Origin of the sequence: Novipirellula galeiformis (assembly GCF_007860095.1) — a bacterium.
Taxonomy (GTDB): Bacteria; Planctomycetota; Planctomycetia; order Pirellulales; family Pirellulaceae; genus Novipirellula; species Novipirellula galeiformis.
In genome coordinates this window covers 215,793-240,824 of the sequence record NZ_SJPT01000009.1, presented here as the reverse complement: position 1 = coordinate 240,824, position 25,032 = coordinate 215,793, and the positions used below count along the sequence as shown (strand labels likewise).

Genomic DNA, 25,032 nt, shown 5'->3' with positions numbered 1-25,032 from the left:
ACGGGGTGTAACTAGGGGTGTAAATCATGCTGAATCCCCGTGCCTCACGGAGATATCGACGGTCGAAAACAGCACGTTTCCGGCTGTGGATGACTCAGAAACACCGTGTATAACGGCGTTAGCTGCCCCACTAGGACTTGAACCTAGAATAACAGAGTCAGAATCTGTCGTGTTGCCAATTACACTATGGGGCAGTGCTCACGCGGGAAGCGTATCATAAACTTAATTGTGACTTTCGCTACTCGCTGTAACGCCTCCGCCAGCGTATTTGGAGCGTTTTTTGTCACGCAGTCAAGATCCCTTCGTTTCTCCCTTCGTTGTTGCCAGAGCTCCCACGGCATAGAATGTGCTAGCGGCGTGGATTCCAGACGTGGGATCCAGAGGGGCTTCCGCAGCAAAGAGGGGGGGGAACTGCAACCCGAACTCCCTCCACTGATTCTCTCTGGCAACACAAGTCTCTCTGGCAACACAAGGCAAAACCTAATTATGCTGCCCCACCCCGCGAGTGCCCCTTTCGTTTGCAAAATTAGGTTTTAGGGATTGTTCTATGGCTTTCTTGTCGACCAGCTCGATTGGAGATGATGGCAGCGCCGAGCGTTATCGATTGCAAGACGGCGAGACCATTATCGGACGACATCCGGATTGTCACATCGTCGTCGATGCGGGGGCGGTCAGTCGCTATCACGCCAAAGTGGTCCAGCGCAACGACGATTTTCTCGTCGAAGATTCCGGTAGCCGCAATGGCACGTTCCTCAATGGACAATTGCTGACCGAGCCCGAGGTCCTGCGCGAGGGCGACCGGGTCCGCATTAGTGACGTCGAACTGGTGTTTCACCAAGACGTGGTTCCCGAATTCGCTCGTGTTCAAAATCAAATGACCTTCGACGGTTCGAACTTCGGCATCATGATGGTCGAAGAGAATGAAACCGAGAAAATCAGCTCCTCGAAGGTGGAATTCCGCAGCAGCAGCGAAGGGCTCAAGCTATCGGCAACGCCCGAAGCCAAGCTCGAAGCTTTGATGCGAATCAATAGCAACCTTAGCAATGCACTGGGGCTCGATGAAGTGTTGCCCAAAGTGCTCAATAGTTTGTTTGCCATTTTCCCTGCCGCCGACCGCGGCTTTGTGGTCATGGAAGACGCCAAGGGGAACTTGATTCCACGCTGGGTGAAGACGCGTCAGCCGCGTGATGAGAGCGAGACGGTTCGCATCAGCCGAACGATCATTCGCGAAGTGATGAACACGGGCGAGGCAATTTTGTCGCTCGATGCATCCGAAGACACGCGATTTGACAGCAGTCAATCGATCGCGGACTTTTCGATCCGCTCGATGATCTGTGCGCCGCTGATCGATGGCAGCGGTCAAGCCTTCGGGGCGTTACAAATCGACTCACTCAAAGGACGCGGCCAATTTCGCGAAGAGGACACCGACTTGCTCAGTGGCGTGGCGGCCCAGGCGGGAGTGGTGATCAACAACGCGCGTTTGCACGAACAAGCGTTGGTTCAGCGTGAAGTGGAACAGGACTTGAAGTTAGCGACCGAGGTCCAGCAGGCATTCTTGCCCCAATCGCCACCCGACGCTCCTGGCTATCGCGTGTGCAGTTTCTATCGAGCGGCGAACCACATTGGCGGCGACTATTTTGACTACATCCACTTCTCGGACGGACGCGTCGGGATCGTGGTCGCCGACGTGGTCGGGCACGGAGTCGCGGCGGCAATGTTCATGGCAAAATTGTCTGCCGAAACACGATTTTGCTTAGCAAGTGATTCCAATGTGGCGCGGGCCACCGAGCGATTGAACGATCGGATGAGTCGGTTGCACGTCGAGCGGTTTGTCACATTCTTGTTGATCGTGATCAATCCTAACAGCGAGACAGTGACGATCGTCAACGCGGGCCACATGGCACCGGTCGTCCGCTTAGCAAGCGATGGCTCGATCGTCGAACCGGGTCAGGAAGAATCGGGGTTGCCGATCGCGATCGATGACGGCATGACCTACGAAGCGGTGGAGTTTCCAATGGCCGTCGGGGATGTCGCGGTGATGTATACCGACGGCATCAACGAAGCGATGGATATCGACGACCACGAATTTGGTATCGATCGCGTCCGTCAACTTACCGCGGCGGGGGGAAATGCGGAGGAGATCAAGGACAGTTTGGTTGACGCCGTCTTGGAGCATGTGGGCGATGCCCCGCCCTTTGACGATATGTGTTTGGTGGTGATCGAACGGATTGCAGCGCCCGGTCAAGCGATCGCGAAGGCGACCGACACGGTGGACTACGATCCGTACGACGACGAAATCGACACGGGAGCCTAGCGTATGAACATTCCGACGGTCCGCTATGTGGTGCGGTTTCACGGCGAGGTTCAAGGGGTCGGCTTTCGTGCCAACGCGCTTTCCCAAAGCGCCGGACTTGCGGTGCGTGGGTTCGTTCGCAACGAAAGCGACGGATCGGTGCAGTTGGATGTGGTTGGTGTTGAACGCGATTTGCGTGAGTTGGTGGCCAGAATCGAAGCCTCGATGAAACCCAATATCGATTACCAGGAAACCGAAAAATTACCGTCGGAGGATCGACCGGATGAGTTTCGGATTCGCTTCTCCTGATAACGCAAACCTCAATACGACCGGGCCTGACCCCATGGGCCGTGTGGAAAACCAGCAACCGCCAATGAAACGCGACCGAATCTATTCGTTGCCCCATGGACGCGTCGGCGACTTCACTTTTGACGAACAGGTCGTCGAAGTGTTTCCCGACATGATCGCGCGCTCGGTGCCCGGCTATGCCTCGATTCTATCGATGATCGAACAGTTGGCCGGACGCTTTGTCCAGCCCCACACGAATGTCTACGACCTGGGCTGCTCCCTCGGCGCAGCGACCCTGTTAATGCAACGACAAGTGCCTCGCGATTGCACCATTCACGCGGTCGATAATGCGCCAGCGATGATCGATCGGCTTCGTTTGAAACTCCAAGCGACACTGCCCGATCCGAACCAAGGGACGGTCGAAGTTCACCAAGCGGATGTGTGCGAATTCCCGATGACAAATGCTTCGTTTGTCGTGCTAAACCTAACGCTACAATTCATTGCGACGGAACAACGAGCGACGCTGTTGAACGCGGTCGCCGATGCTCTCGTCCCTGGCGGTGCGCTGCTGGTGTCGGAGAAGATTTGTTTCGAAGACGCGAAACAACAATCGTTGCTCAATGATTTGCATCATGATTTCAAGCGTGCTAATGGATACAGTGATTTGGAAATCGCTCAGAAACGTACGGCACTCGAAAACCGTTTGCTGCCCGAAACGATGAAGACTCATGTGGACCGACTTTACGCGGCAGGATTTGACTGTGTCGTCCCCTGGTTCCAGTGTTTCAACTTCGTGTCCATCTTGGCTGTCAAAGCGGGGGCGGCACCGTGACTCTGTTTGATCGCGAGCCCTTGTTCGAGGAACTGCGTCGCCGCGAGCTTGCCGATTGGGCATCTGAGCTACGGCGACTCTGTGACGAGCGGTTTCATCCGGCGAAACATGGAAATCTCGAAAAATGGCAGCAGGCTTGGCAAGCGCTGCCCGATTGCGTGGATGCACTATTGCACGCCCACGGCGATGCCGTCACCGTGGAGGGGACACTCGATGACGCCTCAGTTGCATCGCTAGCACAGTCGTTGATGCAATTTCATCCCTGGCGAAAAGGACCGTTTGAGCTATTTGGGATCCCGATCGACACCGAATGGCGATCCAACTTGAAATGGGATCGTTTAGCGTCGGCAATCGATTTCCGTGGCAAAGCCGTCTTGGATGTCGGTTGTGGCAACGGTTATTACGGCTGGAAAATGCTCGCCGGCGGGGCCGATTTGGTACTCGGGTGCGATCCGTATTTGTTGTACGTGATGCAGTTCGAAGTGTTGCGTCGTTATGCGGCCGAGTCACAGAAGCATTTCATTGTCCCGTTGGCGGATACCGATCTGCCGCCGCGATTGGGCGCGTTTGATGTAACGTTGTCGATGGGGGTGTTGTATCACCGCACAAGTCCGATCGACCATTTACAAACGCTCGCCGAAACTCTCAAACCCGGTGGGCAAGTGGTCATGGAAACACTCGTGATCGATTCACCCGAAGCGAACACGCTGGTGCCCAAGGATCGCTATGCCAAGATGCGCAACGTTTGGTTCATTCCATCGGTGCCGATGTTAACACGGTGGTTAGACCGCACCGGGTTCGGCAACATCGAGGTCATCGACGTGACGGCGACCACGCCATCGGAACAGCGTTCGACGCCCTGGATGACGTTTCACTCGTTGGCGGACTTTCTTGATCCGCATGATGCTTCGCGTACGATCGAAGGCTATCCCGCCCCCGTTCGCGCCATTGTGGTGGCAACGAAATCGTAATCCGCCGTTTGGGATCCATTGCGGGATTTTAGGACGCAAACGGCGTGGGACGGTCGCCTAGCGATGAGCAAGAATCACGGGTGATGTCGCTTGGTGATTTCGATCATGGCGTCATGCAGCCGCGAATTACTGGCGACGAGGCTGGTCGTTTTCAGCGGTAACGGTTGACCATGCCCCTCGGTCACTTGGCCTCCGGCTTCGGTAACAAACAACCGTCCTGCGGCAAAGTCCCAAGGCGAAAGTTGGTATTCGAAGAAGCCCCCGAATTGACCGCAACCGACTTGGCATAAATCGAGCGATGCAGTTCCAAATCGACGAATGCCGTGAATGTCATGTCCAAAAAATTCTTCGATCGCAGCCAACGTGCTCCGCATCATGTCGCCTCGGTCGTAATAGAAACCGCAACCAACCAAGGTCTGGGAAAGCGTTTGCGAATCGCAAACCGAAACCGACTCGCCGTTCAGAAAGGCACCGCCCCCTTGGGTCGCCGTGTACATCTCCTCACGCACAGGGTTATAGACCACTCCCACGATGGGTTGGCCATGATGGTAATACGCAATCGAAACCGCAAAATGGGGCAGGCGGTGGGCGAAGTTATTGGTGCCATCCAAAGGGTCAATGATCCACAGGTGTTCGGCGTCCGTGGCCCCACCAGCGAGCGATTCTTCGCCGAGCAATTCATGACCGGGAAATCGAGATCGCAAAAACTGGGCAATCGTCTGCTCGCTTTCGAGGTCCGCATCGCTGACCAAGTCGTACGTTTTGCCTCCGGATTCGGATTTATTTCGGATCACGACCCCCTCGCGAAAATAACGCATCAGCACTTCGCCCCCCATGCGAGCAGCACGGGCGGCGGTCTGTAAAAGTCGATTGCGGTCGATCATTCAATGAGTCTCATTAACAAGAAAGGGGAAGCCAGCGAGGCCACATTAACAAAGACACCCCCGATCACCGTAGCCCCCACCCGGCAGATCGCTTTGCAGTGCAACCAACACGCCATACCATCATGGATGAGCGAGAGCGGGAATGGGACAGTGTTTCCCGTTGCCCCCTCGAGAGAAGCATCTGGATAAGAATAAGTGGACGAACACGCGTAGAGGAGGACCGGTAGATGAGGATTTCGGCAGTCACCCTAGCGACGACTTGCATGTCGACGGCGGTTGACTTTTACAAACGCCTTGGCTTTGAGCTACATCGTGGTGGTGAGTCCGCGACGTTCACGACGTTTTCGGTGGGCAAGCATCACTTGAATTTGCGATTGCTCGAATCCGCGTCGGCACCGCCGAGCACGACGCTGGTGATCTTTGGGGTCAACGACGTCGATAAAATGCATCGCCTGTTATTGGAACGAGGCTTACACCCCGAATTTGAACCACGCGATGCAGAATGGGGCGAACGCTACTTTCACATCCGCGATCCCGACGGGCACCCGTTGAGTTTCGCCGAGCCATTGGCACCCTAGCGGCAACTCACTAAGCCGAATGCTGGGATCGATTCCGATTGTAAAAACGGATCGGCATGATCACGATCGGTTGCGAACGTCGCGGGGGGACATACGATCCCCGGTGATTCATCAACCTCGCTTTAACTTCACTGCTTGAGTCCTGCTCAAACGGAAGCTCGTGCGAAGGAGCTGCTTTACTGGCCATCATCGCTTCGCCGCGAGCGGCAAGAAAAATAAAGCCAGCGACAAGGACCAGTATCCAATTGCCAGTGATCAATCCAAGTAAACCGAACCCCATCGCGGTGATTTGCCCGATTGTGGCTGCGATCCGAGTCGCCGATGCGTAGGGCATCCACATGGCAAGCAGCGATCGCAATACACGGCCACCGTCCATCGGGAACGCCGGCAACATGTTGAACACAACCAAGGCGACGTTGACAATCGCCAATTGCGTGGCGAACAACGCAACGGCCCCCGAGGCTGGATTCAAGAATACGATTCCCGCGAAAATCACAGCGGCGATGCCCACGTTCACGGCGGGGCCCGCCAGGGCAATCGCCAACTCCTGGCCCGGCCGACGAGGCATGCGTTGTAGACTCGCCACGCCGCCGATCGGCAACAAGGTGATATCACGTGTGGGAATACCAAAGTAGCGTGCCATCAACGCGTGCCCGTACTCATGACATAACACGCAAGCAAAAATCGTGAGCACGAACAAAACCGAAAGGGCGGCGCTGGCGATACCGCTGCCCGCCGCCAGGCTCGAAAAATAGACCCACAATGGAACGAGCAGAAACGTCCAGTGAATCCGTACGTCGATCCCCGCCAATCGTCCTAAATGCCATGCCCTCATCATCAAAACAATCTCCCTAAACTCATGCGTATGCGTCACTGCACTGCATTGCATACGCTGTGCCAAAGGGATTGGACTGCCAAATCGTCCCGCAAACGCCGGTGGGGCCAATGGAGGGGCCAGGGTCGAGCTGCGCGGCAAGAACTCCCACAGCGGCAATTTGCCCCGATCGCATCGGCTAGCGTCGATATTGCATCCGAGCGACTAAACACATTTTGACCGTTTAGTTAACAAGGCGTAAGGAATTTTGAACGATGCAAAAAAACTCAAAATCACAACCCGACGCGTCAGCGAGGGAGCGGGGGACCGGGGGACCGGGGGACCGAGTCAACGGTGATCATTCCCTCGCTTACGCTTCGGGTTATCCAACATGCCGAGATCGAACGGATGCGGGAGCGTGGAAATCGGTCAGCTTGGCACTCCGTCACCGCGAAGTTGTTGCAAGGCGTGATAGGCCGCGATCGGTGCTGACAAACGGGGTTCAACCCCCTCTAACGACTCCATCACCGTCGCAATGAGCTGTCGATGCCTGCCGTGCTTGCGGATTTGCTTGAGTGCATGGTGGGCGACTTTGTAAAACGATCCCGAGCGACTCGACCGCGTCAGCCCACTGAGCACCGCTTCCAATCCGGCTTCGCCCATCTCGGCCACGCCCTCCGCGGCGACCCAGGCAACGTCGTGGTCTTCATCGTCCATGGCGTGCACCAACGGCAGCGCGGCAATCGGCTCGGCTATTTGCGACAACGCTTTGGCCGCTTCCCAACGAACTTGACGGCGGGGGTCCACCAATTCGGCAATCACCGCCTGGATCACTTCGTGGCTGTTTGCATCGACCAATGACTGGCGAGCTTTCTCGCGGTCAACGCCATCCGCCGAAGCAAGTTGCTTCACCGCCAATTTAATTTCATTGGAATTCATGGGTCACTCACTTCCGCGTGGGAGGTTGTGGGAATTGAACAAAGGGAATCGAACGAAGCGAAACCGACTGAACACCACCGCCGGAGCCTAACGCTTGTGCGACACGGTAAAATTCAATATAGCAAAGGTTTCTGCGGTGGACGCTATTCGAGACGCGTCATGCACTCGCGGCGAGCAATGCACTTGAGGCGAACCTTCAACGCGTGCAGCCCCGATATCAGGCTATCGTTTCAAAGCGGAGCCGCGTGCTTCAACGAATAAGCTTGGCTGGCGAAGGCACAGCGTTTGCCAATGAGCGTGTCAAGCAACAAAGCGGGCAACGTAGAAAGCGGGCAACAAATGCGGCAGCCGTCTGCTCGCATGCCCCCTTGAACCAACGCGTCCGGCCCCCAACGCGGCAGATTCAATTTTCTTGTCGATTTTCATCGTTGCCGACTGAATTTCATCCACCACTGGCGAGTCACTTTTAATGAAGCTACGAAACAAACTGGGGGTTTTTCTATCCGTCAGCGGCTTCGCGTTGCTGTGCCTCGGTTTTTCAGGAGCGTGGTATGTGCTTGAGTTGCAACGGCAAAACTCGCAACTCCTCGATGTCAATGTGGCGAGCATCCGAGCGGCGGAGGAATTGGAGTTGCTCGTTCATGAGATGCGACATGAGCTCGGTATGTTCTCACTGACCCACGAACCAGCACACCTCGATGTCGCGGTCGAACAGGAACGTGACGTCAATCAATGGCTCTCTCAGGCCACCGCGTTATCGGCGACCACCGAAGAGCGAACGGTATTGGCAGAACTGCGTGGGGGTTTACAGGATTATTTCATCCAATTGCACCAACTTGTCGATGACCGGACGACACCAATTTCGTCCACGGATATCGAACAACTACGCGGAGCCATTCTGTCGGACCACGTTTTACAAAGAGCTCACCACTATCTCAAGCTGAACGAAAATGAGCTCGAACAAAGCAACCTACAAAACCAGTCATTGGCTCATAAATTGGCATTGGTGATGGTATTGCTAGGCGCCTGCGGCGCGGTGGTCGGCTTGGAAGCTGGGTACGGGGTGTCCCGAGCGATCAACCGTTCCATGTTCATGCTCTCGGTTCCGATTCGTGATGTCGTAGGCAAGTTGGACATGGTCGTTGGACCGGTCGAAGTATCGGCGGACCCAAGTCTACAGGACTTACAAATCGTGCTCGAAACGGTCGCCAGTCGCGTCGCCACGGTGGTTGAACAATTGCAAGTGAAACAGCATGAAGTGATTCGCGCCGATCAATTGGCTGCGGTGGGACAACTAGCGGCCGGCTTGGCCCACGAACTACGAAACCCGTTGATGTGCATGAAGACACTCGTGCAATCGGCCCGCCGGGATCCCCCTTCGACGAACTTGAACGCGACCGACTTGGCCATTTTAGACGAAGAAATAACGCGACTCGACAATCTGCTACAAACCTTTCTCGATTTTGCTCGCCCCGCGGAACTGGAATCTAAACCCGTTGAGCTGGCCGCCATCGTCCGTCAAACGATGGGGCTTGTGGCAAGCCGCGCGGAAACTCGACACATTCAACTCGACACCCAATTGCCAAATGAATCAATGGTGGTGCAAGGCGATGCGTCACAGTTGCGACAAGTGCTGCTGAATCTGCTACTCAATGCATTTGATGCAGTGCCCAATGGCGGAGAGATTTCAGTGATCGTTGAGCGACAAGGCATCGATTCAGACAACGAGGCATCGCCCGCTGGACGACCCGAATGGGTATGCTTGAGCGTCATTGATAACGGCTGTGGTTTACCCATGGAGCAACTCGAGCGAATTTTCGAGCCGTTCTTTAGCACCAAAGATCCCGGCGTGGGGCTCGGCCTCGCCGTCTCGCGGCGAATCATTGATGCTCACGAAGGCCAGCTCCTAGCGGAAGCTCGCAGCGGCGGCGGCACCGAATTCAAGGTGCGATTGCCGTTGGCCGTTGGAACCGCGTTACCCCATCTGACCTGACCCCATCTGACCCCATCTGACCTCATCTGACCCCATCTGACCTCATCTGACCTCATCTGACCTCATCTGACCTCATCTGACCTGACCTGGAACCCGAAGTGCCCAAACTAATCATCATTGATGACGAACCCAACCTGCTCTACTCGCTCAAGAAAAGTCTGGAAACCGACTCCCTCGAAGTGATCACGGCGGGCACGGCGGAAAGTGGGATTGCCGCCGTCCGAGAACATCGTCCCGATGCGGTGCTTCTCGACGTACGGTTGCCCGACATGTCGGGGCTCGACGCGTTCCATTGTATTCACGAAATCGACGCCCGAATTCCAGTCATTATCATCACCGCCTACTCGACGAGTGAAACGGCGATTGAGGCGATGAAACGTGGAGCCTTTGAGTATCTGTTGAAGCCGGTTGAGTTTGAAAATTTGTTATCCACCATCCATCGTGCGCTCGAGATCAGTCGCATGAGCCGAGTGCCCGCCCGGTTTGAAATCGCGGGGGACGGCGACGCGAATGCGGACCAGATCGTGGGTCGTTCTCCAGCGATGCAGGAGGTCTACAAATCGATCGGCCAAGTGGCCCCTCAAGATGTCAATGCCTTGATCCTCGGCGAGACCGGGACCGGCAAGGAGATGGTGGCACGCGCGATCTACCAACACAGTCGTCGCGCGGAGCGTCCCTTTTTGGCGATCAATTGCGCGGCGTTACCCGAAAACTTACTCGAGAGTGAACTGTTCGGGCATGAACGTGGCGCCTTCACAGGAGCCGACAAACGTCGGATCGGAAAGTTTGAACAGGTCGACAAGGGGACCATTTTCCTCGACGAGATCGGTGACATGACCTCCACGACGCAAGCAAAAGTGCTACGCCTATTACAAGACGGAAGCTTTGAACGCGTGGGCAGCAACGAAACAATCCAGGTCGACGTGCGAGTGATTGCGGCGACCAACCGCCACTTGCTCGAGATGGTCAACGAGGGGACGTTCCGCGAAGACCTTTATTATCGGCTCAGCGTGTTCGCGATCCAATTACCTCCGCTGCGAGAGCGTGTCGATGACATCCCCATCTTCGTTGAACACTTCATCAAGCTGTTCAGTGCCGACTTGCAAAAACAGATCCGATCCATCGCCCCCGAGGCGATGACCATGCTCGAGCAATACCGTTGGCCAGGAAATGTACGGGAACTGCAAAACGCAGTGAAGCATGCGTTGGTGCGAAACGTAGGCGAAGTGCTATCGGCCGCTTCGCTCCCGGCAACGTGTCGCGGGGAGGTGCTGGCCGGCGAAGATCACACCACCTCAGCCTTGGATGTCGAAAACATTCGCCAATTCATTCACGAATTACTTTCCCAGGGACATCCCAGTTTGTATCAGAAACTGCACGGCGAAATCGATCGCATCTTGTTACCCGAAACGTTGCAATATGCGGGAGGAAACCAAGCCCAAGCGAGTGAAATCTTGGGCATTGCCCGCAGCACGCTGAGAACCAAGATCGCAGATCTGGGGCTGACATTTGAAAAACGGCTCCGGAACGACAGGGACCGCGAAAACTAGCGGCATCCAATCCCTCCCTCGGCGCCCGGCTCTCAATATCCGGGTTGCCGAGGAGATTCCCAAGTCAGTTACCGTCGAGTCGCGTCACTCGAAGTGTCACCACTCCGAGGTGTCATCACTCCGAGGTGTCATCACTCCACTTTGTGAAGTTCCGTCGGTTCAGCCAACTCCCCCAACTCGCTGTCAACGACACTTGCGGCCAATACGATGGGATCCGAATGGAGTCGTTTGACTTGCTTGGTTCGGCGGTGCTGCTTTGACTTCACACGTCGCTTCAGCGCATATCCGGCACGTCGAATCGCTTGGGATAACGACGCCCCTACGCTGTCCCCCGTTTCGGTGACAACCACCGACTCGACGCCGTTGAGCGTCACGACGACGCGACATTGCTTGCACACTCCGCCGCGAGGACCATTGATGTCATCCAGACAAATCGAAACCTTTTGCACCCACCGTTCCAACCTTTGAAACGATTGATTGAGCCGTTCCTCAATGTGGTTGCGAAGGGAGTTACCAATCACGATTCGATTGCTGCTGATATCTAACTTCATCTGTTTGATCCTTTGTACCGGGATAACGAAACGACTAACGAAAGTTCTTCTGGACACACAGCGAAGCGATCCGATGGTGATGACTCAATGGAGCAGTCGCCACCAAACAATGGCTCCGAGCGTGAGGCAGCCGCCGACCAACATCATCAGGAACCAACGCAGTCCCCGAAGTCCGCGATCGACTTGAGCAGAGAGCGGTTGCAGCTCTCGATCACTCGCCTCCTGTTCACGAGTGTTTTTTTTAAAAGAGGGGGACGGACAGTGATTGAGGTGTGCCGCGGCTGCAAACGGAACTTGCCAAGGAAGTTCACGTTGACCGTTGCGAGAGGCACGGTTGATTTTCTTGGTGTGATTCACAAAAACACTCCCCGATGACCGGTCGCATCGAGAACCGTCCTTACGACAGGAACGGCGTCAAGGTTCTGAAAAGCAGGATTTTGGGGCGCAGGATTTTGGAGCGTATGATTTTGGAGCGTGAGGCCGCAAACGGGCTGGCCGGATCGCTCGAACGCGAGGGGATAAGTTTCAGCAACGTTCCATTGTAATCTCACGAAAGTCTCCTATCTCCACTTGCCAAAAAAATTTCGCCAATGGCATCGACATGCCTCATCAATCTGCTGATCCAGAGGTATTGGCAAAGGGTGTGCCAAAGCACCAGACGACGATACAAAGCTCATTTCCAGCGAAAAGAACAGCGTTTTAGCGGATAAAACGCTGGCACTTCGGGCCTCGGCACGCTTCACCCCCAGAAATGGGTACGCCGAGAGCAGGACGGCGGAGCCCAATGCGGTCGCGACTGAATAATAGTCGCGGCGGTTGAAAATCCGACGAAGCGTTAACGAACGCAAGCATTGCGGAATGCTGCCCCGATTGCGCGGCAAAGTTTTCACGAAACTTCGGGTTAAAATCCGGGTTAATTGAAGTGGGGATGATCGTATCGATCCCCATTGATCCCTAAAACACTAGACTAAACAGAACCGTTTGCTGCGGTCGCCGTTCCTCTCTTTTCCGTAACGCCCTCTCTTTCTCGAAACGTTTGTTTGGCAGTTAGCGATTCCACCGCGATGCGTTATCAACAGTCCGATCCGGACGTTCGTTTGATGCTGCGCGTTCGCGACGATGACGCTGGAGCGTTTGAAGAATTGGTGCGTCGATACGAGGCAAGATTGGTGCGATTGATGCACACGCTCGGCCCCAGTCATCAATTGGCCGAGGACTTGACCCAAGAAATCTTTTTACGCGTTTATCGCGCTCGAAAGCGGTACGAACCGGGCGCAAAATTTTCCACATGGTTATTTACAATCGCAGGTAATGTGGCGCGGAATTCAACTCGAACGCTGTCCCGTCGCCGCGAAGTCAACGAGGTGGATGCCCCTCGGGGCAGTGATGCCCCGAGCGATGCCCAACTACTCGCATCCACCGCGCTAGAAGCGAGCGGTTTGATGCCAACACGCCTCAGCGAGGGAAGCGAGCGAGCCGAGATGGTACGTCAAGCGGTCCAGTCCTTAAGCGAGCGCCAGCGAATGGCGTTGATGTTGTCACGTTTTGAAAACATGAGTTACATCGAAATTGCCGAAACGATGGAACTGACCCCCAAAGCGGTCAAGTCGTTACTCAGCCGAGCGAGAGTGAACTTAAAAGAGATCCTTCAACCCTACGTTGACTCGGGGCTGATCACCAAGGAGGTGGAGTCGTGATCTCGACACTGCTGACCGATGACGCGCCGCTGGACCCTGACGACGAGTTGCTCGTTGCCTATGTCGATGGCGAGCTTGAGAGTGACCTGCGCAGCCGACTCGAAGATCGTCTGTTGGCCGAGGAAGGATTGCGGCGTCGGTTGCAGGAACTGCAGCAAGGTTGGGATTTATTGGACGAGTTTCCCAGCACCACTCCGTGTGAAAAGTTGGTGGAGTCGACATTGGAGTTGGTGGTCGCGGATCTTGCGATCCCCCACGCCGACACCTCACGACCGCGTTTCGCAGTGACTCGGTTCCGCTGGCCCTTGATCACGTTGCTGCTCAGCGGGGTTGCTGCCTTGGTCGCGGCAGGATCGATCTACGCGGTCCGCGCCACGGATTACCAATCCCAACTCGAAGATTTGGCGATTGCCGAGAACATCGACGCCTATTACTACGGCCGCGATTTGCAATTGATGCGTGATTTGGCTTTGAATGATTCATGGACAAAAATGATCACGGCCATGAAAGAGATCGGCGACTTGTCGCCTCCCAAAGCAATGGTTGCGACCGTCAAAACGTCCGAGCGCGAGGATGCGATCGAAACCTTGTCGTTGGTCGAACGCGCGCAATTAGATTCTCGCTGGAAACGATTCACCAGTCTGCCTGAGCCAGATCAGCAACGCATACGCGAGACCGCCGATGCGGTTCGCTCCCAACCCGACGCCGACGCGATGCTAGAGACAATGCAAGCGTATTCGGCGTGGCGTGAGACGTTGTCAAGCGACCTGCGTGACAAGATCGAATCCGACCAGATTGAAGAGCGACGCGAGGCCATCAAACAAGCGATCGATCAAACGCAATATGCGGTCTCCAAACGATCGAGTTTAAATTTGTCGGACGATTCGATCGAACGAATTGCCTTCGCACTGCACCAAATCCTGAAACAGCGACTGGCCGACGGAGACCAGGCGACGACGCGTTCGATCGCGCGTTTGACGCAATTCACCGACACCAAACGAGCTGAAATGATTACGATTGGAGCGATCGTTTTCGGCGATATGGGACGCGGCGATTTGCGCAACGGGCGTTTTGGCTTTGCTCGTGGGCCGGGAGGCCGTGGCTCAGCGGGTCCAGGCTCAGCGGGCCCAGGCTCAGCGGGCCCAGGCTCGTCGGGGCGGGGCTCACCGCCCAGCGGCAATGCACAGGATCGTCCCGCTCCCTTGACGGTCGCGGAGTTATCGTCGATCGAGATCATCTTGTCAGACACCGATCGCGACCTGCTCAATTCAATCGCCGGCGACCCACGCAATCCGATGATGGAAACGGTAACGCTGCGTTATTGGGCCGAGGAAACGGTGCGCCGAAAAGCATGGTCTCGCGAGGAAGATGCCAGCACCTTGCTGCAGCGTTACGAGCAAATGGATGCTCATGATCGTGACGTGCTCGATCTGCTTCCGCCCAAGCAAATGCTTGATCGCTTGACGCCTCCGGCGCGTCGTTCTCGCTGAGTCATGCTAGAGCACACCACGGGAAGCACGCGGGCGATCGTGGTTGGGGGCGAAGGCGTTTGCGAGCAACGGCGCTTGTGGGCAACGGTGTTTGTGCTCGCGGCAGCGCGCGAAGTCGACGATGCCCCATACAGCCTGCTGCGTTTAACGTCCGCCAATCGGCGACCGAGCTAGCACCCGCTTCGCCGCCGCGGGACCGCTACGACAGCTTGGCTTCGGCGTACGTAATCAAGCGATCTTGCTCTTCGTCCCAAAGCTTCAAATTTAAACAAGCGATGATGTCGCGAAGCTTGAGGGACGTTTTTCTCGGTGCTTGCAGCGGTGGAAGCGCCCGCATTGCCTCGGGAAGCCGATAGAAAGGGATTTTCGCATTCAAATGATGCACGTGATGGTAACCAATGTTACCGGTCATCCAGTGCATCACGGGACCCAGATCGAGAAAACTCGATGATTGCAACGCCGCGTGGGTGTAGCTCCATTCTTCGCCGTCACGAATCTTCGCATCGGGAAAATTGTGCTGGATGTAGAACAAGTAGGTTCCCGCACAGGTGGCAATCCAAGTGGGCAGCAAAAAGACGAACATCGTTGTCGTCCAACCGCTGAACCAAACACAGCCTGCGATGAAACCAAAATGAATCAATAGCGAGGTGAAAGCGTCCCAATGCCGGCGTGGATCGCGCTGCGCGGTGCAAATGCACATGCCGTAAAGGAAGACGGGAAAGTAGCCCAGCAAAATCACCAGCGGATGACGTGAGATTCGGTAAGCCAGTCGGTCTGACCAGGATGCTTTTCGATAATTCTCGGTCGTCATGATTGGGAACGAGCCAATGTCGACGCCAAACAACTTCGAATTGTGGTGATGGTGATAATCGTGTGAATGTTTCCACGCACTCGGGGGCGTGAGCATCAAGTTGCCATACAGACTCAGAATCCAGTTAGCCAATCTGGAATGCTTCAAAATGGCGTGATGTTGATAGTCGTGATAGAGGATAAACATCCGCACCAATGTCAAACCGGTCAGCAGGCTGGCGAGGCTTCGCAACCACCACGCGTGTCCCAATCCGGCCACACTCGCAAAGAACAGCACGGCTAAAAGCGTGGTGCCTAGATGCCACCAACTCTTCGCGCGCTGCTCCACCGCGAATTCACGGCTGGCGATCAATAGCTCTCGATCCAAGGCATGCTGTTCCTCGGACGACCGGACTTCGTTTCCAACGGCAACTGAATTTTGCCACGATTCGATTGCCGTATCGGATTCAATGCAATTGGCACTCAATGTGTCTAACTTCCTATGGCATTTGTGCAAACGCTGTTCGCCGATTTCATGGGCTCGAGCGTTCCGGATGCAAGCTGCAAACGAGGGTTGACGGTACGATCAGTACCGTCGCGGGGTAGTATGTGAGCAAAACTGCCCCAGCGCGACAACCACAACCCGGTCACCGTGTGCAACCAAACCCAAAATTGAACTAATTATTGCTCGATTTGGGGAGGATGAAGCCTCCGCATCGGTGCCAAGAACGCGATCACACACCCCTAACATGTGCTAAAACACGCCCCTCACGTATCCATTCCCCCGTTTTACCGCTCCCGCCACGCAGCCCAAACCGAAAGAATCCCCTTCGGGGGGGGTGCAGTCAAGATCACTTAGCAATAGGGCGGGGCAGCAACTGCTTAGGCGTCCAGCGGAGGGATTGCCTCTGCGGCGGTTGGGGCGGCATCGGCCCCGGGCTTGGCCGTAGCTCGCCCTCGACGATGACGGAGACGGCGCGCCACCGCTTCCCAGACCATCCCCCCCAACACGATCAAACACGCCAACCCAAGCAATTTCGCAGGCAGATCCCCCATCCGAACATAGAGACTCGTTCGCGGGTCGCGGCGGGGTGTCGCGATGATCGCTCCGTTCGTCCCCGCGGGCAACGCGTCCACCAACCGGCCACAGCTATCGATCCACGCCGTCGGACCGTTATTGGCCGACGACAATACCGAACGCCGCGTTCCCACCGCAACCAATTGGGCACAGCGGCGATGGTGATCCAGGATACTGGAATCATCAAACCAACCATCATTCGTCACGGTCACCATCACATCCGCACGGACCGCATTATCGCGAAGGTTCGCAATGTGGTTCAGCGCAACCCGTTCGACCGCAGTCTCGATACAAACCAAGGGCACGACGTTTGTGTCGTTGACCGTAAAGACGCTGGGGCCATCCCCCGGCGTAACGCCCAAGCCCGCGGGAATGAGAGAACGGACGCCTGGGAGACTCGGCAAAATGGGAACGTATTCCCCGAACATCACCAAGTGATTTTTGCCATACCATGCGGGCACCTTCGCCGCGGGTGAAATGTGAACCATCCCGCTATAAGCGTGCGGCGTCGATCCATAGCGTGCCACGCCACAGCCGACCACCAAGTGCGGTTTCCGTTGGCCGGGATTCACGTTTTTGCAATGCTCGAGCAGCTCGTTGGCACGCTCCAGGAAATAGCCTTGGTTTTGCTCCACCATGGCGACAAAAGTCTCTGGCGGTCCTGGATATTGCTCGGGAACCACCGCATCGGGTTCCACGACCATCCATGGCAATCCGCCGGTAAACATCGACTCGGGCCACACCACCGCGTCGATCGCTTGGTCACTTCGTTGGAGGGCTTGGACCGCTTGGCTGGCGTAGTTCTGGAAAATGCGCAGCTCGCGTTCAACGTCTTGCTGGTACTCAACTTGTTCGTCACGTTGCAATAACGCAAAGGTCGCCAATTCGTCCGACAGCGGTTCGCCGAGTCGCCATTGGCCATACAACACACCGCCTCCGACACAGGCAATTGCGACCACACACGAAACGGGACCCCAGCGTGCTTCACGCTCCTCGATCGCAACACGCTCCTCGTGCGCTTTGCTGCGTTGTGGTTTTCGGAAAACAAAGCGAGCCAGCACACTGTAGATCGCCACGTTCACCGTGACGATCATGAAACTGACTCCATAGCTGCCAAACAGGTCGGCGATTTGAATCAGCGTGGGGACCTCCGCCAGCGTGTGGCCGAGCATGACCGCGGAAATGCCGGTAAGCATGTAGTTCCGCACCCACTCTAGTCCGACCCAGGCGACCGGGGCGGACACGCATAGCGGAACGTTCCATCTCGCACTGCGGCGGCACAGCACGATGAACAGGGGAAAGTAGACACCGAGGTAGCCCGCCAGCGCCAGCAAGCAAACATACATGGCGGGATGGGCATGACGAATGCCTTGCAGCGATATCAGCCAAAACAGTGTCGAGGCGAACCAAATCGCGGCAAAATCGCGTTTTTTCAGCGGCGAGGTTTGCCAAACGAGCCCCAATCCAGGCAACAACGCAACCCACGCCACGAGCCAAAGCCCGAGCGGAGGTTGGGAGAGCCAAAGCATCACCATGCTGGCCATCGCCAAGCAAAAGCGAGTGGGTGCGGTGGAGGCTCGGAGGGTTTGATCCCGCTGCCGCGGTGGGTTTTCATTCATGGCCGGGATCTTAGTGTTTCCTGGGCGGCAATAAAATCGCACTTTCGCGACCGACGTTTCTCGACTCGCCTCATGAACGCCGCGTCGGTTCGGCTACAATGTCGACTCGAAGCGAACCTTCTGCTGTTTTTGTTTCATGACTCGTGTTAGACCCCGCTGCGATGAAATCTCCTGAATTCCTTGGCCCTTATCGCGTCGGAGAGACATTGGGTCGAGGTGGAATGGGGGCCGTTTACGTCGGCGTGCACGAACGCACGGGCGAAAAAGTCGCAGTCAAGCTGATCGCCGCCCACGTTGCCGATGAACCCCGCTTTCGGCGACGTTTTGATGCCGAAGTGGAAACGCTCAAACGTCTCCGCCACGAGGGAATCGTCCGGCTGATCGGTTACGGCGAAGAGCAGGGCCAATTGTTCTATTCCATGGAACTTGTCGAAGGGGAGTCGCTTCAACAGCGGATTCGTCGCCAGAAAAAACTGGATTGGCAAACCACAATCGATATCGCGATCGAGATTTGTGCGGCACTGAAACACGCTCACGATTTCGGGGTCATTCACCGCGATTTAAAACCGGCTAATTTGATTTTGTCGAACGCCGGGAAAGTCAAACTGGTCGACTTCGGCATTGCCAAATTATTCGGTTTTGGCGAACAAACGATGGCGGGATCGATTCTGGGGACCGCCGACTACATGGCGCCCGAGCAAGCCGACAGCAGTGGGGTTTCGGTGCGCACCGACCTGTATGCACTCGGTAGCGTTTCTTACGCGATGTTAACCGGTCGACCTCCTTTTCCAGGCAAACGGACGACCGAAGTGGTCGAGGCACTGCGTCGCGATCGCCCAGTACCGCTCGAATTGATCGATCCCGAATTGCCGGAGGCGCTTGTCGAGCTCGTCCACCAATTGCTTGAAAAGGATCCTGCCGACCGGCCACCGACGTCGCTGTCGGTGATGAATCGCTTGAAGGCGATGCGGGCCGGACTGCTACATCAACAAACCCTTCACGCCGGTTCGTTACCCACCGAGCCCGGCGTCTCCGCCCCAGATCACTCCAACGCCGAAAAAACGGACGCCTTGCTGGACAAAACTGGCGCCGGGGATCTCGATACGACGGGCATCAGCGCCGCGGATCCACCACGAGCCGCTTCGCCGAATCCGTCGAGCGATTCACGCAAGACCGTCAACTTGGTCCACAAGACGAAAGTCACGCCAGCCGATTCGCGATTCGAAGCGACGATCGTCTCACGCAATACCGCCGCAACGGTTCGCCCGACCGACCCAGGAAACGACGAAGCGACGTCGACTCCGACGGCAAGCCGCCCCACTCACTTTCAATCGGTCGAGGACGAGGTCGCCTCCCCCCAAACCTCGGGAGCCGCCAACGCGTCGACCAGCGATCATTGGAAACAAGCCATCTCCATTTCGTTGATGGCAGCCGTCTTGATCGCTGCGGGGCTGTTGTTTTTCAAAGCGACCAAGCAACCCACCGCGGACGATCTCTACGCAATCATTGCCGATCACGCCGAATCCGAGAACGCTGCCGAAGCTCAACGTGAAATCGCTCAATTTCTGACGCGGTTTCCTGAGGACCCACGCTTCGAAATGGTTCAACAGTTAAACCGATCATTGGATTTACAACGCACGCTAAGACGATTGGGGGTGCAAGCCAAGCTGGGCATTTCGCCACTCTCCGCTGCCGAGCAGGGCTTTCTCGATGCCATGAGCGATCGCCAACAAGATCCCGCTGGGACGGCGGCACGCCTAACTCAATGGCTGGCAATCTACGACACCGCCACGCTGCAAACCTCCCCCGATGAGCCGTTCGACAACCAACTGGCGGAGATGGTTGTGTTGGCGAAGCACGAAGCGGCACAGCTTGCCGAGCGCGCTCCTGCGATTGTGATCGACCCCAGGGCGGAGGAATTGCTCGATCGCATTCGCCGCACCGTCACCGCAGCACCCCCGGAAACCGCCATCAAGACGCTCCGCGGGATTGTCCAACTGCATGCCGATCAGCCGTGGGCCGAGCCAGCGGTCGAAGAAGCGGAACGCTGGCTGCAAGAATTAGAGCCCCAACCGCCCAAGCAATAACGTGCCCAAGCAATAACGTGCCCAAGCAATAAACTGGCCAAGAAACCTCCAGCCCGCGACGGGGGCAACGGAACGACGTTATTCCTGGCGAAATCGCGGCCAACCGTGACCGCCGAAGCGCGAGATGCACCACGGCGACCGATTCCCCGACGGTTTCTTGGGTTCCCCAATCGGCGCTCCCGCCTTTTCCGCATAGAATCCCGGCTTACCTTTAATTTATCCCACTCTTTGTTGTCAGGTTCGCATGTCCACTCGCCGCCGTGCCCGCGAGATCGTATTGCAGCTGCTTTACGAGGCGGACGTCAACGATCCTCGCGATGATGACTCCGCTAGGCAATTTATTCGCTCGCGTTTGCAAGGACGTAAAGCCTTGACCGAGTTTGCTTACAAACTTTTGAGCGGAACCCTCGAGCATCGCAGCGATGTCGATGCCCATCTCAGTAAACTTGCGACCCATTGGACCTTGCCCCGAATGGCCGTGACCGACCGGAACGTGTTACGGCTGGGAGGCTACGAAATCCTCTACGGCGACACGCCTGGACGCGTAGCCGTGAACGAAGCGATCTTGTTGGCCAAACGCTACGGCGATAAAAACAGCCCGCGATTCGTCAATGGAGTGCTCGACCGACTCTACAAAGATTTCGAAGCACAACAAACGCAGCAAGCCAAAGAAGCCCGCAGCTAGGCGTTACGGTGCCGGGAGCGGCGCTGCCGAGCCGGGAGCTTAGAAGTCCACGATCATTTCATCTTCGGCAAGAATGACGGGGCAATCGACTTGGTGGCGGATCGTTTCGAGATCGACCGGGTCGGCGGACAAGTCGAGTGGATTGACATGCGTGATCAATAATTTCTTGGGACTCATGCCTTTCGCCACTTCGGCGACGCGACTGGTCCAGCAGTGGCCGGTTTTCTGAGCCCACTGGGCGGCAGAATCGCGAAAATAGCATTCCTGCATCAGCAGGTCACACCGTTTGCCCCAAGCCGCCATCGCTTCGCTGGTGTCACCGGTATTGTCCGTCGCATAGACCAATTGTTTCTGCTCGTTCTTCCACTCCAAACGATAGGCCACGCTGCCGCCTGGATGATCTTGAGTGCGATACGAGATCAAGCAGTCTCCGATCGTGAACTCGTCTAGCTCATCGATCTCCATCCACTCCGCGTCGAGCGATGCAGGAAAGATCAAATCGGAAAATAAGTGGCTGCGAACGGCGTCGAGCTTTGCTTTCTCGCCCCAGATGCGGCACGATTTGACTGGCGTTTCGAACAACACATCCAACAGAAAGGTTAAACCACAGGTGTGATCGAGATGTGCGTGGCTGAGCAAGATATCGAGCGAATCGGACTGAATTCGCGATGACAAACGAAAAATGCCCGTTCCCGCATCCAACAAAATCCCTGATTCCGGCAGGAAGTAGCACGAGGTATGGCGTTGGGCGTTGGGATGATAGCCAACCGTACCGAGGCATTGAAGTTGCATGCGTGCCGTTTCTCGCTCAGATCCTGGATTCGTAAATTTTTCGTTCACAAGTCGTCGCATTCTAGCATACCAGTTTGGCGAACTTGCCGTGCATGTCGGTACAGACAGCGGCGTACGCCAGCCCCGCATTCCGCATGTCAGCAGCGACTGCGAAGGGGGGCAGCAAAATTTGCGGAAAAGGGAATGGTTGGAAATATCCACAGCCACTTGCGATTCGCAGAAAAAGGCGATATTGTTTGCCCAGCCGATCGCGGATGTGGCGGAATTGGCAGACGCGCTAGATTCAGGTTCTAGTGCCCGCAAGGGCGTGGAGGTTCAAGTCCTCTCATCCGCACTGAGTCAAAGAAAGGGTTTTCGCTTCATCAGCGGAAACCCTTTTTTCGTGTTGCTGGCCTGAGTTTTATTTTAAAGGCCGCAGTCGGCGGGCGTTCCCTCTGGGTTTCGCTCTACTGCGATTCGGGAACTTGTTGGATCAGCTTGACCGGTCGCAGGCGAATGTAGGTCACGCCGCCTGAAAACATGGTTTCTTGAAACGTCTCGAATCGCCCTTTTCGTTTACCGACGACAAAACGCACACCTTCGCGTGTAAACGATCTTCGGATTCTCGATTGGGATCGCTTGTCGATTCAGCGAACCCCCATGTGCCTCCCCTCTCACAATCGGGCAGTGCAACGCCTTTCGGCGGCGCCGCCTGAAGCGAGCGAGTATCGGGTAGCGGAATGACGAACGCGGCGATCGCGATCGCGACGCCGATCAAGGCGAGTGTTTTTTTCATTTCCGAATCCGTGGCTTGGTGTTGGACGCTTCAATTCGCTTGGCGTCCCTTGTACAAAATCGATACAAAGCGTGACACCGGCGCAGCCATGCCCCGCGAAAAGAAATCAACGAACAGGAGGAAACGGAGAGAACAGAGGGGAATCGGCCAATGTCTCCGTTTACTCTGCGACCTCCTGTTAAATCCGACCGCGCTGATCGTCTTGGACGACTAAAGATGTCTGGCAAAAAAATGAAGACTAGATCCGGGCGATCGCGACGCTGAACTCTTTCCCCATGTGATGCATCTTTTTACCCCACATGTTTTTGCCGGTAATGTAGTGGAGAAAGAGTCTCGACAGCGCAAGATTTGTCCGCGCGCGTTCAAGCATGGGCTGTTCGCCGCAAGAAGAAATGAACGAACAGGAGGAAACGGAGAGAACAGAGGGGAATCGGCCAATGCCTCCGTTTACTCTGTGCCCTCCTGTTCAATCCGACCGCGCGGATCGCCTTGGACGACAAAAAGACGGCATGCAAACAAATCACGAATAGATCCGCGTGATCGCGACGCTGAATTCTTTCCCCATGTGATGCATCGTTTTGCCCCACATATTTTTGCCGGCAATGTAGTAGAGAAAAGAGTCTCGACAGCGCAAGATTTGTCCGCGCGCGTTTAAGCATGGGCTGTTCGCCGCAAGAAGAAATGAACGAACAGGAGAAAACGGAGAGAACAGAGGGGAATCGGCCAATGTCTCCGTTTACTCTGCGACCTCCTGTTAAATCCGACCGCGCTGACCGCCTTGGTCGACAAAAAGATGCCTGGCAAAAAAATGAAGACTAGATCCGGGCCATCGCGACGCTGAACTCTTTCCCCATGTGATGCATCTTTTTGCCCCATATATTTTTGCCGGTAATGTAGTGGAGAAAAAGTCTCGACAGCGTAATATTTGTCCGCGCGCGTTCAAGCATGGGCTGTTCGCCGCAAAAAGAAATCAACGAACAGGAGGAAACGGAGAGAACAGAGGGGAATCTGCCAATGTCTCCGTTTACTCTGCGACCTCCTGTTCAATCCGACCGCGCATCTCCGCGAGCGCTAAGAACGGAAGTAGCAATGGGCATCGAGATCGCAACACTGCGTCCCATACCCTAACGTCGAAACGCCCTGGCCAGCGCCGCTTGAAACAGGGTTTGCCGCTGGCCATTGCAGTTCGCTTGGGCGTCCCTTTTACAAAATGGACACAACGCGTGACACCGGCGCAGCCATGCCCCGCAAGAAGAAATGAACGAACAGGAGGAAACGGAGAGAACAGAGAAAAGATTGACCAGTGTCTCCGTTTACTCTGTGCCCTCCTGTTAAATCCGACCGTGCTGATCGTCTTGGACGACTAAAGATGTCTGGCAAAAAAATCACGAATAGATCCGCGTGATCGCGACGCTGAACTCTTTCCCCATGTGATGCATCTTTTTGCCCCACATGTTTTTGCCGGCAATGTAGTGGAGCAAGAGTCTCGACAGCGCAAGATTTGTCCGCGCACGTTGAAGCATGGACCGTTCGCCGCAAGAAGAAATGAACGAACAGGAGAAAACGGAGAGAACAGAGCAGAATCTGCCAATGTCTCCGTTTACTCTGCGACCTCCTGTTAAATCCGACCGCGCATCTCCGCGAACGTTAAGAACGGGAGTGGCAATGGGCATCGATATCGCAACACGGTGCACCATACCCTAACGTAGAGACGCCCTGGCCAGCGCCGCTTGAAACAGGGTTTGCTGCTGGCCATTGCAGTTCGATTGGCCGCGACTTGTACAAAATGGATACAAATCGTGCCACCGGCGCAGCCATGCCCCGCAAGAAGAAATGAATGAACAGGAGAAAACGGAGAGAACAGAGCAGAATTGACCATCATCTCCGTTTACTCTGCGACCTCCTGTTAAATCCGACCGCGCATCTCCGCGAGCGTTGAGAACGGAAGTGGCAATGGGCATCGATATCGCAAGGAAGCGTCCCATACCCTAACGTCGAGACGCCCTGGCCAGCGCCGCTTGAAACAGGGTTTGCTGCTGGCCAATGCAATTCGCTTGGCCGCGACTTGTGAACACCAAACACAAAGCCTGACGCTGCGCAACTTCACTGCCCCTGCACAACTTCACCCGTTGCATGGCCCCAACGGAAACATTCAACGCGATGATGAACGACTTCGCACTTGGCATGGTCGACGACGCGACTGGAATTGCCCACGAAAAGTTGACAGTGGACCGGCGGATGTCAGACTGTCTCTGACAGGAGATCCGATTCATGGACAAGCGTCGAACATTCAGCCGAGAATTTAAACTGGCTGCCGTTAAAAAAGT

At 55.8% G+C, this 25,032-nt stretch carries 21 protein-coding genes and 2 tRNA genes; 13 read left to right on the top strand and 10 right to left on the bottom strand.

Annotated elements, in window-relative coordinates; genetic code table 11:
• Window positions 1-122 precede the first annotated feature (122 nt).
• Window positions 123-194, bottom strand: a tRNA-Gln gene (locus tag Pla52o_RS22035).
• A gap of 353 nt (window positions 195-547) precedes the next feature.
• Between Pla52o_RS22035 and Pla52o_RS22030 the strand changes: the two genes are divergently transcribed.
• The 4 genes from Pla52o_RS22030 to cmoB are packed head-to-tail and all read left to right on the top strand — an operon-like array spanning window position 548 to window position 4,384.
• Complete coding sequence (locus tag Pla52o_RS22030) at window positions 548-2,314, top strand: SpoIIE family protein phosphatase (protein WP_231612551.1); 1,767 nt, start codon at window positions 548-550, stop codon at window positions 2,312-2,314.
• Between the two features lie 3 nt (window positions 2,315-2,317).
• A complete protein-coding gene (locus Pla52o_RS22025; RefSeq protein WP_146596789.1) occupies window positions 2,318-2,602 on the top strand; it encodes an acylphosphatase in 285 nt (94 codons plus the stop codon).
• Entirely contained in the window at window positions 2,577-3,413 is an 837-nt protein-coding gene (cmoA, locus tag Pla52o_RS22020; RefSeq protein WP_231612550.1) for a carboxy-S-adenosyl-L-methionine synthase CmoA, read from the top strand. The genes Pla52o_RS22025 and cmoA overlap by 26 nt, the downstream gene beginning before the upstream one ends.
• The gene (gene cmoB, locus Pla52o_RS22015) at window positions 3,362-4,384 is read left to right on the top strand and encodes a tRNA 5-methoxyuridine(34)/uridine 5-oxyacetic acid(34) synthase CmoB (RefSeq protein WP_231612549.1); all 1,023 of its coding nucleotides are present in this window, start codon (window positions 3,362-3,364) and stop codon (window positions 4,382-4,384) included. The genes cmoA and cmoB overlap by 52 nt, the downstream gene beginning before the upstream one ends.
• 74 nt (window positions 4,385-4,458) lie before the next feature.
• Here the strand turns inward: cmoB and Pla52o_RS22010 are convergent, their stop codons facing one another.
• A complete protein-coding gene (locus tag Pla52o_RS22010; RefSeq protein ID WP_146596787.1) occupies window positions 4,459-5,268 on the bottom strand; it encodes an inositol monophosphatase family protein in 810 nt (269 codons plus the stop codon).
• A gap of 227 nt (window positions 5,269-5,495) precedes the next feature.
• On the opposite strand from Pla52o_RS22010, the gene Pla52o_RS22005 reads away from it, so the two are divergent.
• Window positions 5,496-5,846, top strand: coding sequence for a VOC family protein (locus tag Pla52o_RS22005; protein WP_146596786.1), 351 nt, complete (start codon window positions 5,496-5,498; stop codon window positions 5,844-5,846).
• A gap of 10 nt (window positions 5,847-5,856) precedes the next feature.
• On the opposite strand, the gene Pla52o_RS22000 is transcribed toward Pla52o_RS22005, so the two are convergent.
• Entirely contained in the window at window positions 5,857-6,684 is an 828-nt protein-coding gene (locus tag Pla52o_RS22000; RefSeq protein WP_146596785.1) for a site-2 protease family protein, read from the bottom strand.
• A gap of 405 nt (window positions 6,685-7,089) precedes the next feature.
• Window positions 7,090-7,599 (bottom strand): HEAT repeat domain-containing protein, encoded by a 510-nt coding sequence (locus tag Pla52o_RS21995; protein ID WP_146596784.1) that lies wholly within the window; start codon window positions 7,597-7,599, stop codon window positions 7,090-7,092.
• 469 nt (window positions 7,600-8,068) lie between these two features.
• Between Pla52o_RS21995 and Pla52o_RS21990 the strand changes: the two genes are divergently transcribed.
• Together Pla52o_RS21990 and Pla52o_RS21985 are read left to right on the top strand one after the other, a co-directional pair.
• A complete protein-coding gene (locus Pla52o_RS21990; RefSeq protein ID WP_146596783.1) occupies window positions 8,069-9,592 on the top strand; it encodes a sensor histidine kinase in 1,524 nt (507 codons plus the stop codon).
• Window positions 9,593-9,690: 98 nt separating this feature from the next.
• A complete protein-coding gene (locus tag Pla52o_RS21985) occupies window positions 9,691-11,142 on the top strand; it encodes a sigma-54-dependent transcriptional regulator (RefSeq protein WP_231612548.1) in 1,452 nt (483 codons plus the stop codon).
• 131 nt (window positions 11,143-11,273) lie between these two features.
• Here the strand turns inward: Pla52o_RS21985 and Pla52o_RS21980 are convergent, their stop codons facing one another.
• A complete protein-coding gene (locus Pla52o_RS21980; RefSeq protein ID WP_146596781.1) occupies window positions 11,274-11,693 on the bottom strand; it encodes an HPF/RaiA family ribosome-associated protein in 420 nt (139 codons plus the stop codon).
• Between the two features lie 84 nt (window positions 11,694-11,777).
• Window positions 11,778-12,050 carry a hypothetical protein gene (locus Pla52o_RS21975; RefSeq protein WP_146596780.1) on the bottom strand — a complete coding sequence of 91 codons (273 nt, stop codon included), beginning with the start codon at window positions 12,048-12,050 and terminating at the stop codon, window positions 11,778-11,780.
• 14 nt (window positions 12,051-12,064) lie between these two features.
• On the opposite strand from Pla52o_RS21975, the gene Pla52o_RS27110 reads away from it, so the two are divergent.
• The 3 genes from Pla52o_RS27110 (at window position 12,065) to Pla52o_RS21965 (ending at window position 14,880) form a co-directional block, all read left to right on the top strand.
• A complete protein-coding gene (locus Pla52o_RS27110) occupies window positions 12,065-12,238 on the top strand; it encodes a hypothetical protein (protein ID WP_197169424.1) in 174 nt (57 codons plus the stop codon).
• Between the two features lie 519 nt (window positions 12,239-12,757).
• A complete protein-coding gene (locus Pla52o_RS21970; protein ID WP_146596830.1) occupies window positions 12,758-13,390 on the top strand; it encodes an RNA polymerase sigma factor in 633 nt (210 codons plus the stop codon).
• The gene (locus tag Pla52o_RS21965) at window positions 13,387-14,880 is read left to right on the top strand and encodes an anti-sigma factor family protein (protein WP_146596779.1); all 1,494 of its coding nucleotides are present in this window, start codon (window positions 13,387-13,389) and stop codon (window positions 14,878-14,880) included. Before Pla52o_RS21970 ends, Pla52o_RS21965 begins: the two co-directional genes overlap by 4 nt.
• 199 nt (window positions 14,881-15,079) lie before the next feature.
• Here Pla52o_RS21965 and Pla52o_RS21960 read toward each other — a convergent pair whose 3' ends face one another.
• Window positions 15,080-16,156, bottom strand: coding sequence for a fatty acid desaturase family protein (locus Pla52o_RS21960; protein WP_197169422.1), 1,077 nt, complete (start codon window positions 16,154-16,156; stop codon window positions 15,080-15,082).
• Window positions 16,157-16,551: 395 nt separating this feature from the next.
• On the bottom strand, window positions 16,552-18,366 hold the full coding sequence (lnt, locus tag Pla52o_RS21955; protein ID WP_146596777.1) for an apolipoprotein N-acyltransferase: 1,815 nt from the start codon (window positions 18,364-18,366) through the stop codon (window positions 16,552-16,554).
• A gap of 161 nt (window positions 18,367-18,527) precedes the next feature.
• On the opposite strand from lnt, the gene Pla52o_RS21950 reads away from it, so the two are divergent.
• Window positions 18,528-20,453 carry a serine/threonine-protein kinase gene (locus Pla52o_RS21950; RefSeq protein ID WP_146596776.1) on the top strand — a complete coding sequence of 642 codons (1,926 nt, stop codon included), beginning with the start codon at window positions 18,528-18,530 and terminating at the stop codon, window positions 20,451-20,453.
• A gap of 244 nt (window positions 20,454-20,697) precedes the next feature.
• Window positions 20,698-21,138, top strand: a complete 441-nt coding sequence (gene nusB / locus Pla52o_RS21945; RefSeq protein WP_146596775.1) for a transcription antitermination factor NusB — start codon at window positions 20,698-20,700, stop codon at window positions 21,136-21,138.
• Window positions 21,139-21,177: 39 nt separating this feature from the next.
• Here the strand turns inward: nusB and Pla52o_RS21940 are convergent, their stop codons facing one another.
• A complete protein-coding gene (locus Pla52o_RS21940; protein WP_146596774.1) occupies window positions 21,178-21,930 on the bottom strand; it encodes an MBL fold metallo-hydrolase in 753 nt (250 codons plus the stop codon).
• A gap of 250 nt (window positions 21,931-22,180) precedes the next feature.
• Between Pla52o_RS21940 and Pla52o_RS21935 the strand changes: the two genes are divergently transcribed.
• A tRNA-Leu gene (locus Pla52o_RS21935) sits at window positions 22,181-22,264 on the top strand.
• A 168-nt stretch (window positions 22,265-22,432) separates the two neighbouring features.
• On the opposite strand, the gene Pla52o_RS21930 is transcribed toward Pla52o_RS21935, so the two are convergent.
• Complete coding sequence (locus Pla52o_RS21930; RefSeq protein ID WP_146596773.1) at window positions 22,433-22,705, bottom strand: hypothetical protein; 273 nt, start codon at window positions 22,703-22,705, stop codon at window positions 22,433-22,435.
• Window positions 22,706-25,032: the final 2,327 nt, after the last annotated feature.

Excerpts from the sequence above, each read along its gene's own strand:
- Pla52o_RS21995 (WP_146596784.1), bottom strand. The coding sequence starts at position 7,599 with ATGAATTCCAATGAAATTAAATTGGCGGTGAAGCAACTTGCTTCGGCG.
- Pla52o_RS22030 (WP_231612551.1), top strand. The coding sequence starts at position 548 with ATGGCTTTCTTGTCGACCAGCTCGATTGGAGATGATGGCAGCGCCGAG.
- Pla52o_RS21930 (WP_146596773.1), bottom strand. The coding sequence starts at position 22,705 with ATGAAAAAAACACTCGCCTTGATCGGCGTCGCGATCGCGATCGCCGCG.
- Pla52o_RS22005 (WP_146596786.1), top strand. The coding sequence starts at position 5,496 with ATGAGGATTTCGGCAGTCACCCTAGCGACGACTTGCATGTCGACGGCG.
- Pla52o_RS21940 (WP_146596774.1), bottom strand. The coding sequence starts at position 21,930 with ATGCAACTTCAATGCCTCGGTACGGTTGGCTATCATCCCAACGCCCAA.
- Pla52o_RS22010 (WP_146596787.1), bottom strand. The coding sequence starts at position 5,268 with ATGATCGACCGCAATCGACTTTTACAGACCGCCGCCCGTGCTGCTCGC.
- cmoA (WP_231612550.1), top strand. The coding sequence starts at position 2,577 with ATGAGTTTCGGATTCGCTTCTCCTGATAACGCAAACCTCAATACGACC.
- Pla52o_RS21980 (WP_146596781.1), bottom strand. The coding sequence starts at position 11,693 with ATGAAGTTAGATATCAGCAGCAATCGAATCGTGATTGGTAACTCCCTT.
- Pla52o_RS27110 (WP_197169424.1), top strand. The coding sequence starts at position 12,065 with ATGACCGGTCGCATCGAGAACCGTCCTTACGACAGGAACGGCGTCAAG.
- Pla52o_RS21970 (WP_146596830.1), top strand. The coding sequence starts at position 12,758 with ATGCGTTATCAACAGTCCGATCCGGACGTTCGTTTGATGCTGCGCGTT.
- Pla52o_RS21990 (WP_146596783.1), top strand. The coding sequence starts at position 8,069 with ATGAAGCTACGAAACAAACTGGGGGTTTTTCTATCCGTCAGCGGCTTC.
- lnt (WP_146596777.1), bottom strand. The coding sequence starts at position 18,366 with ATGAATGAAAACCCACCGCGGCAGCGGGATCAAACCCTCCGAGCCTCC.
- nusB (WP_146596775.1), top strand. The coding sequence starts at position 20,698 with ATGTCCACTCGCCGCCGTGCCCGCGAGATCGTATTGCAGCTGCTTTAC.
- Pla52o_RS22025 (WP_146596789.1), top strand. The coding sequence starts at position 2,318 with ATGAACATTCCGACGGTCCGCTATGTGGTGCGGTTTCACGGCGAGGTT.
- Pla52o_RS21950 (WP_146596776.1), top strand. The coding sequence starts at position 18,528 with ATGAAATCTCCTGAATTCCTTGGCCCTTATCGCGTCGGAGAGACATTG.
- Pla52o_RS22000 (WP_146596785.1), bottom strand. The coding sequence starts at position 6,684 with ATGATGAGGGCATGGCATTTAGGACGATTGGCGGGGATCGACGTACGG.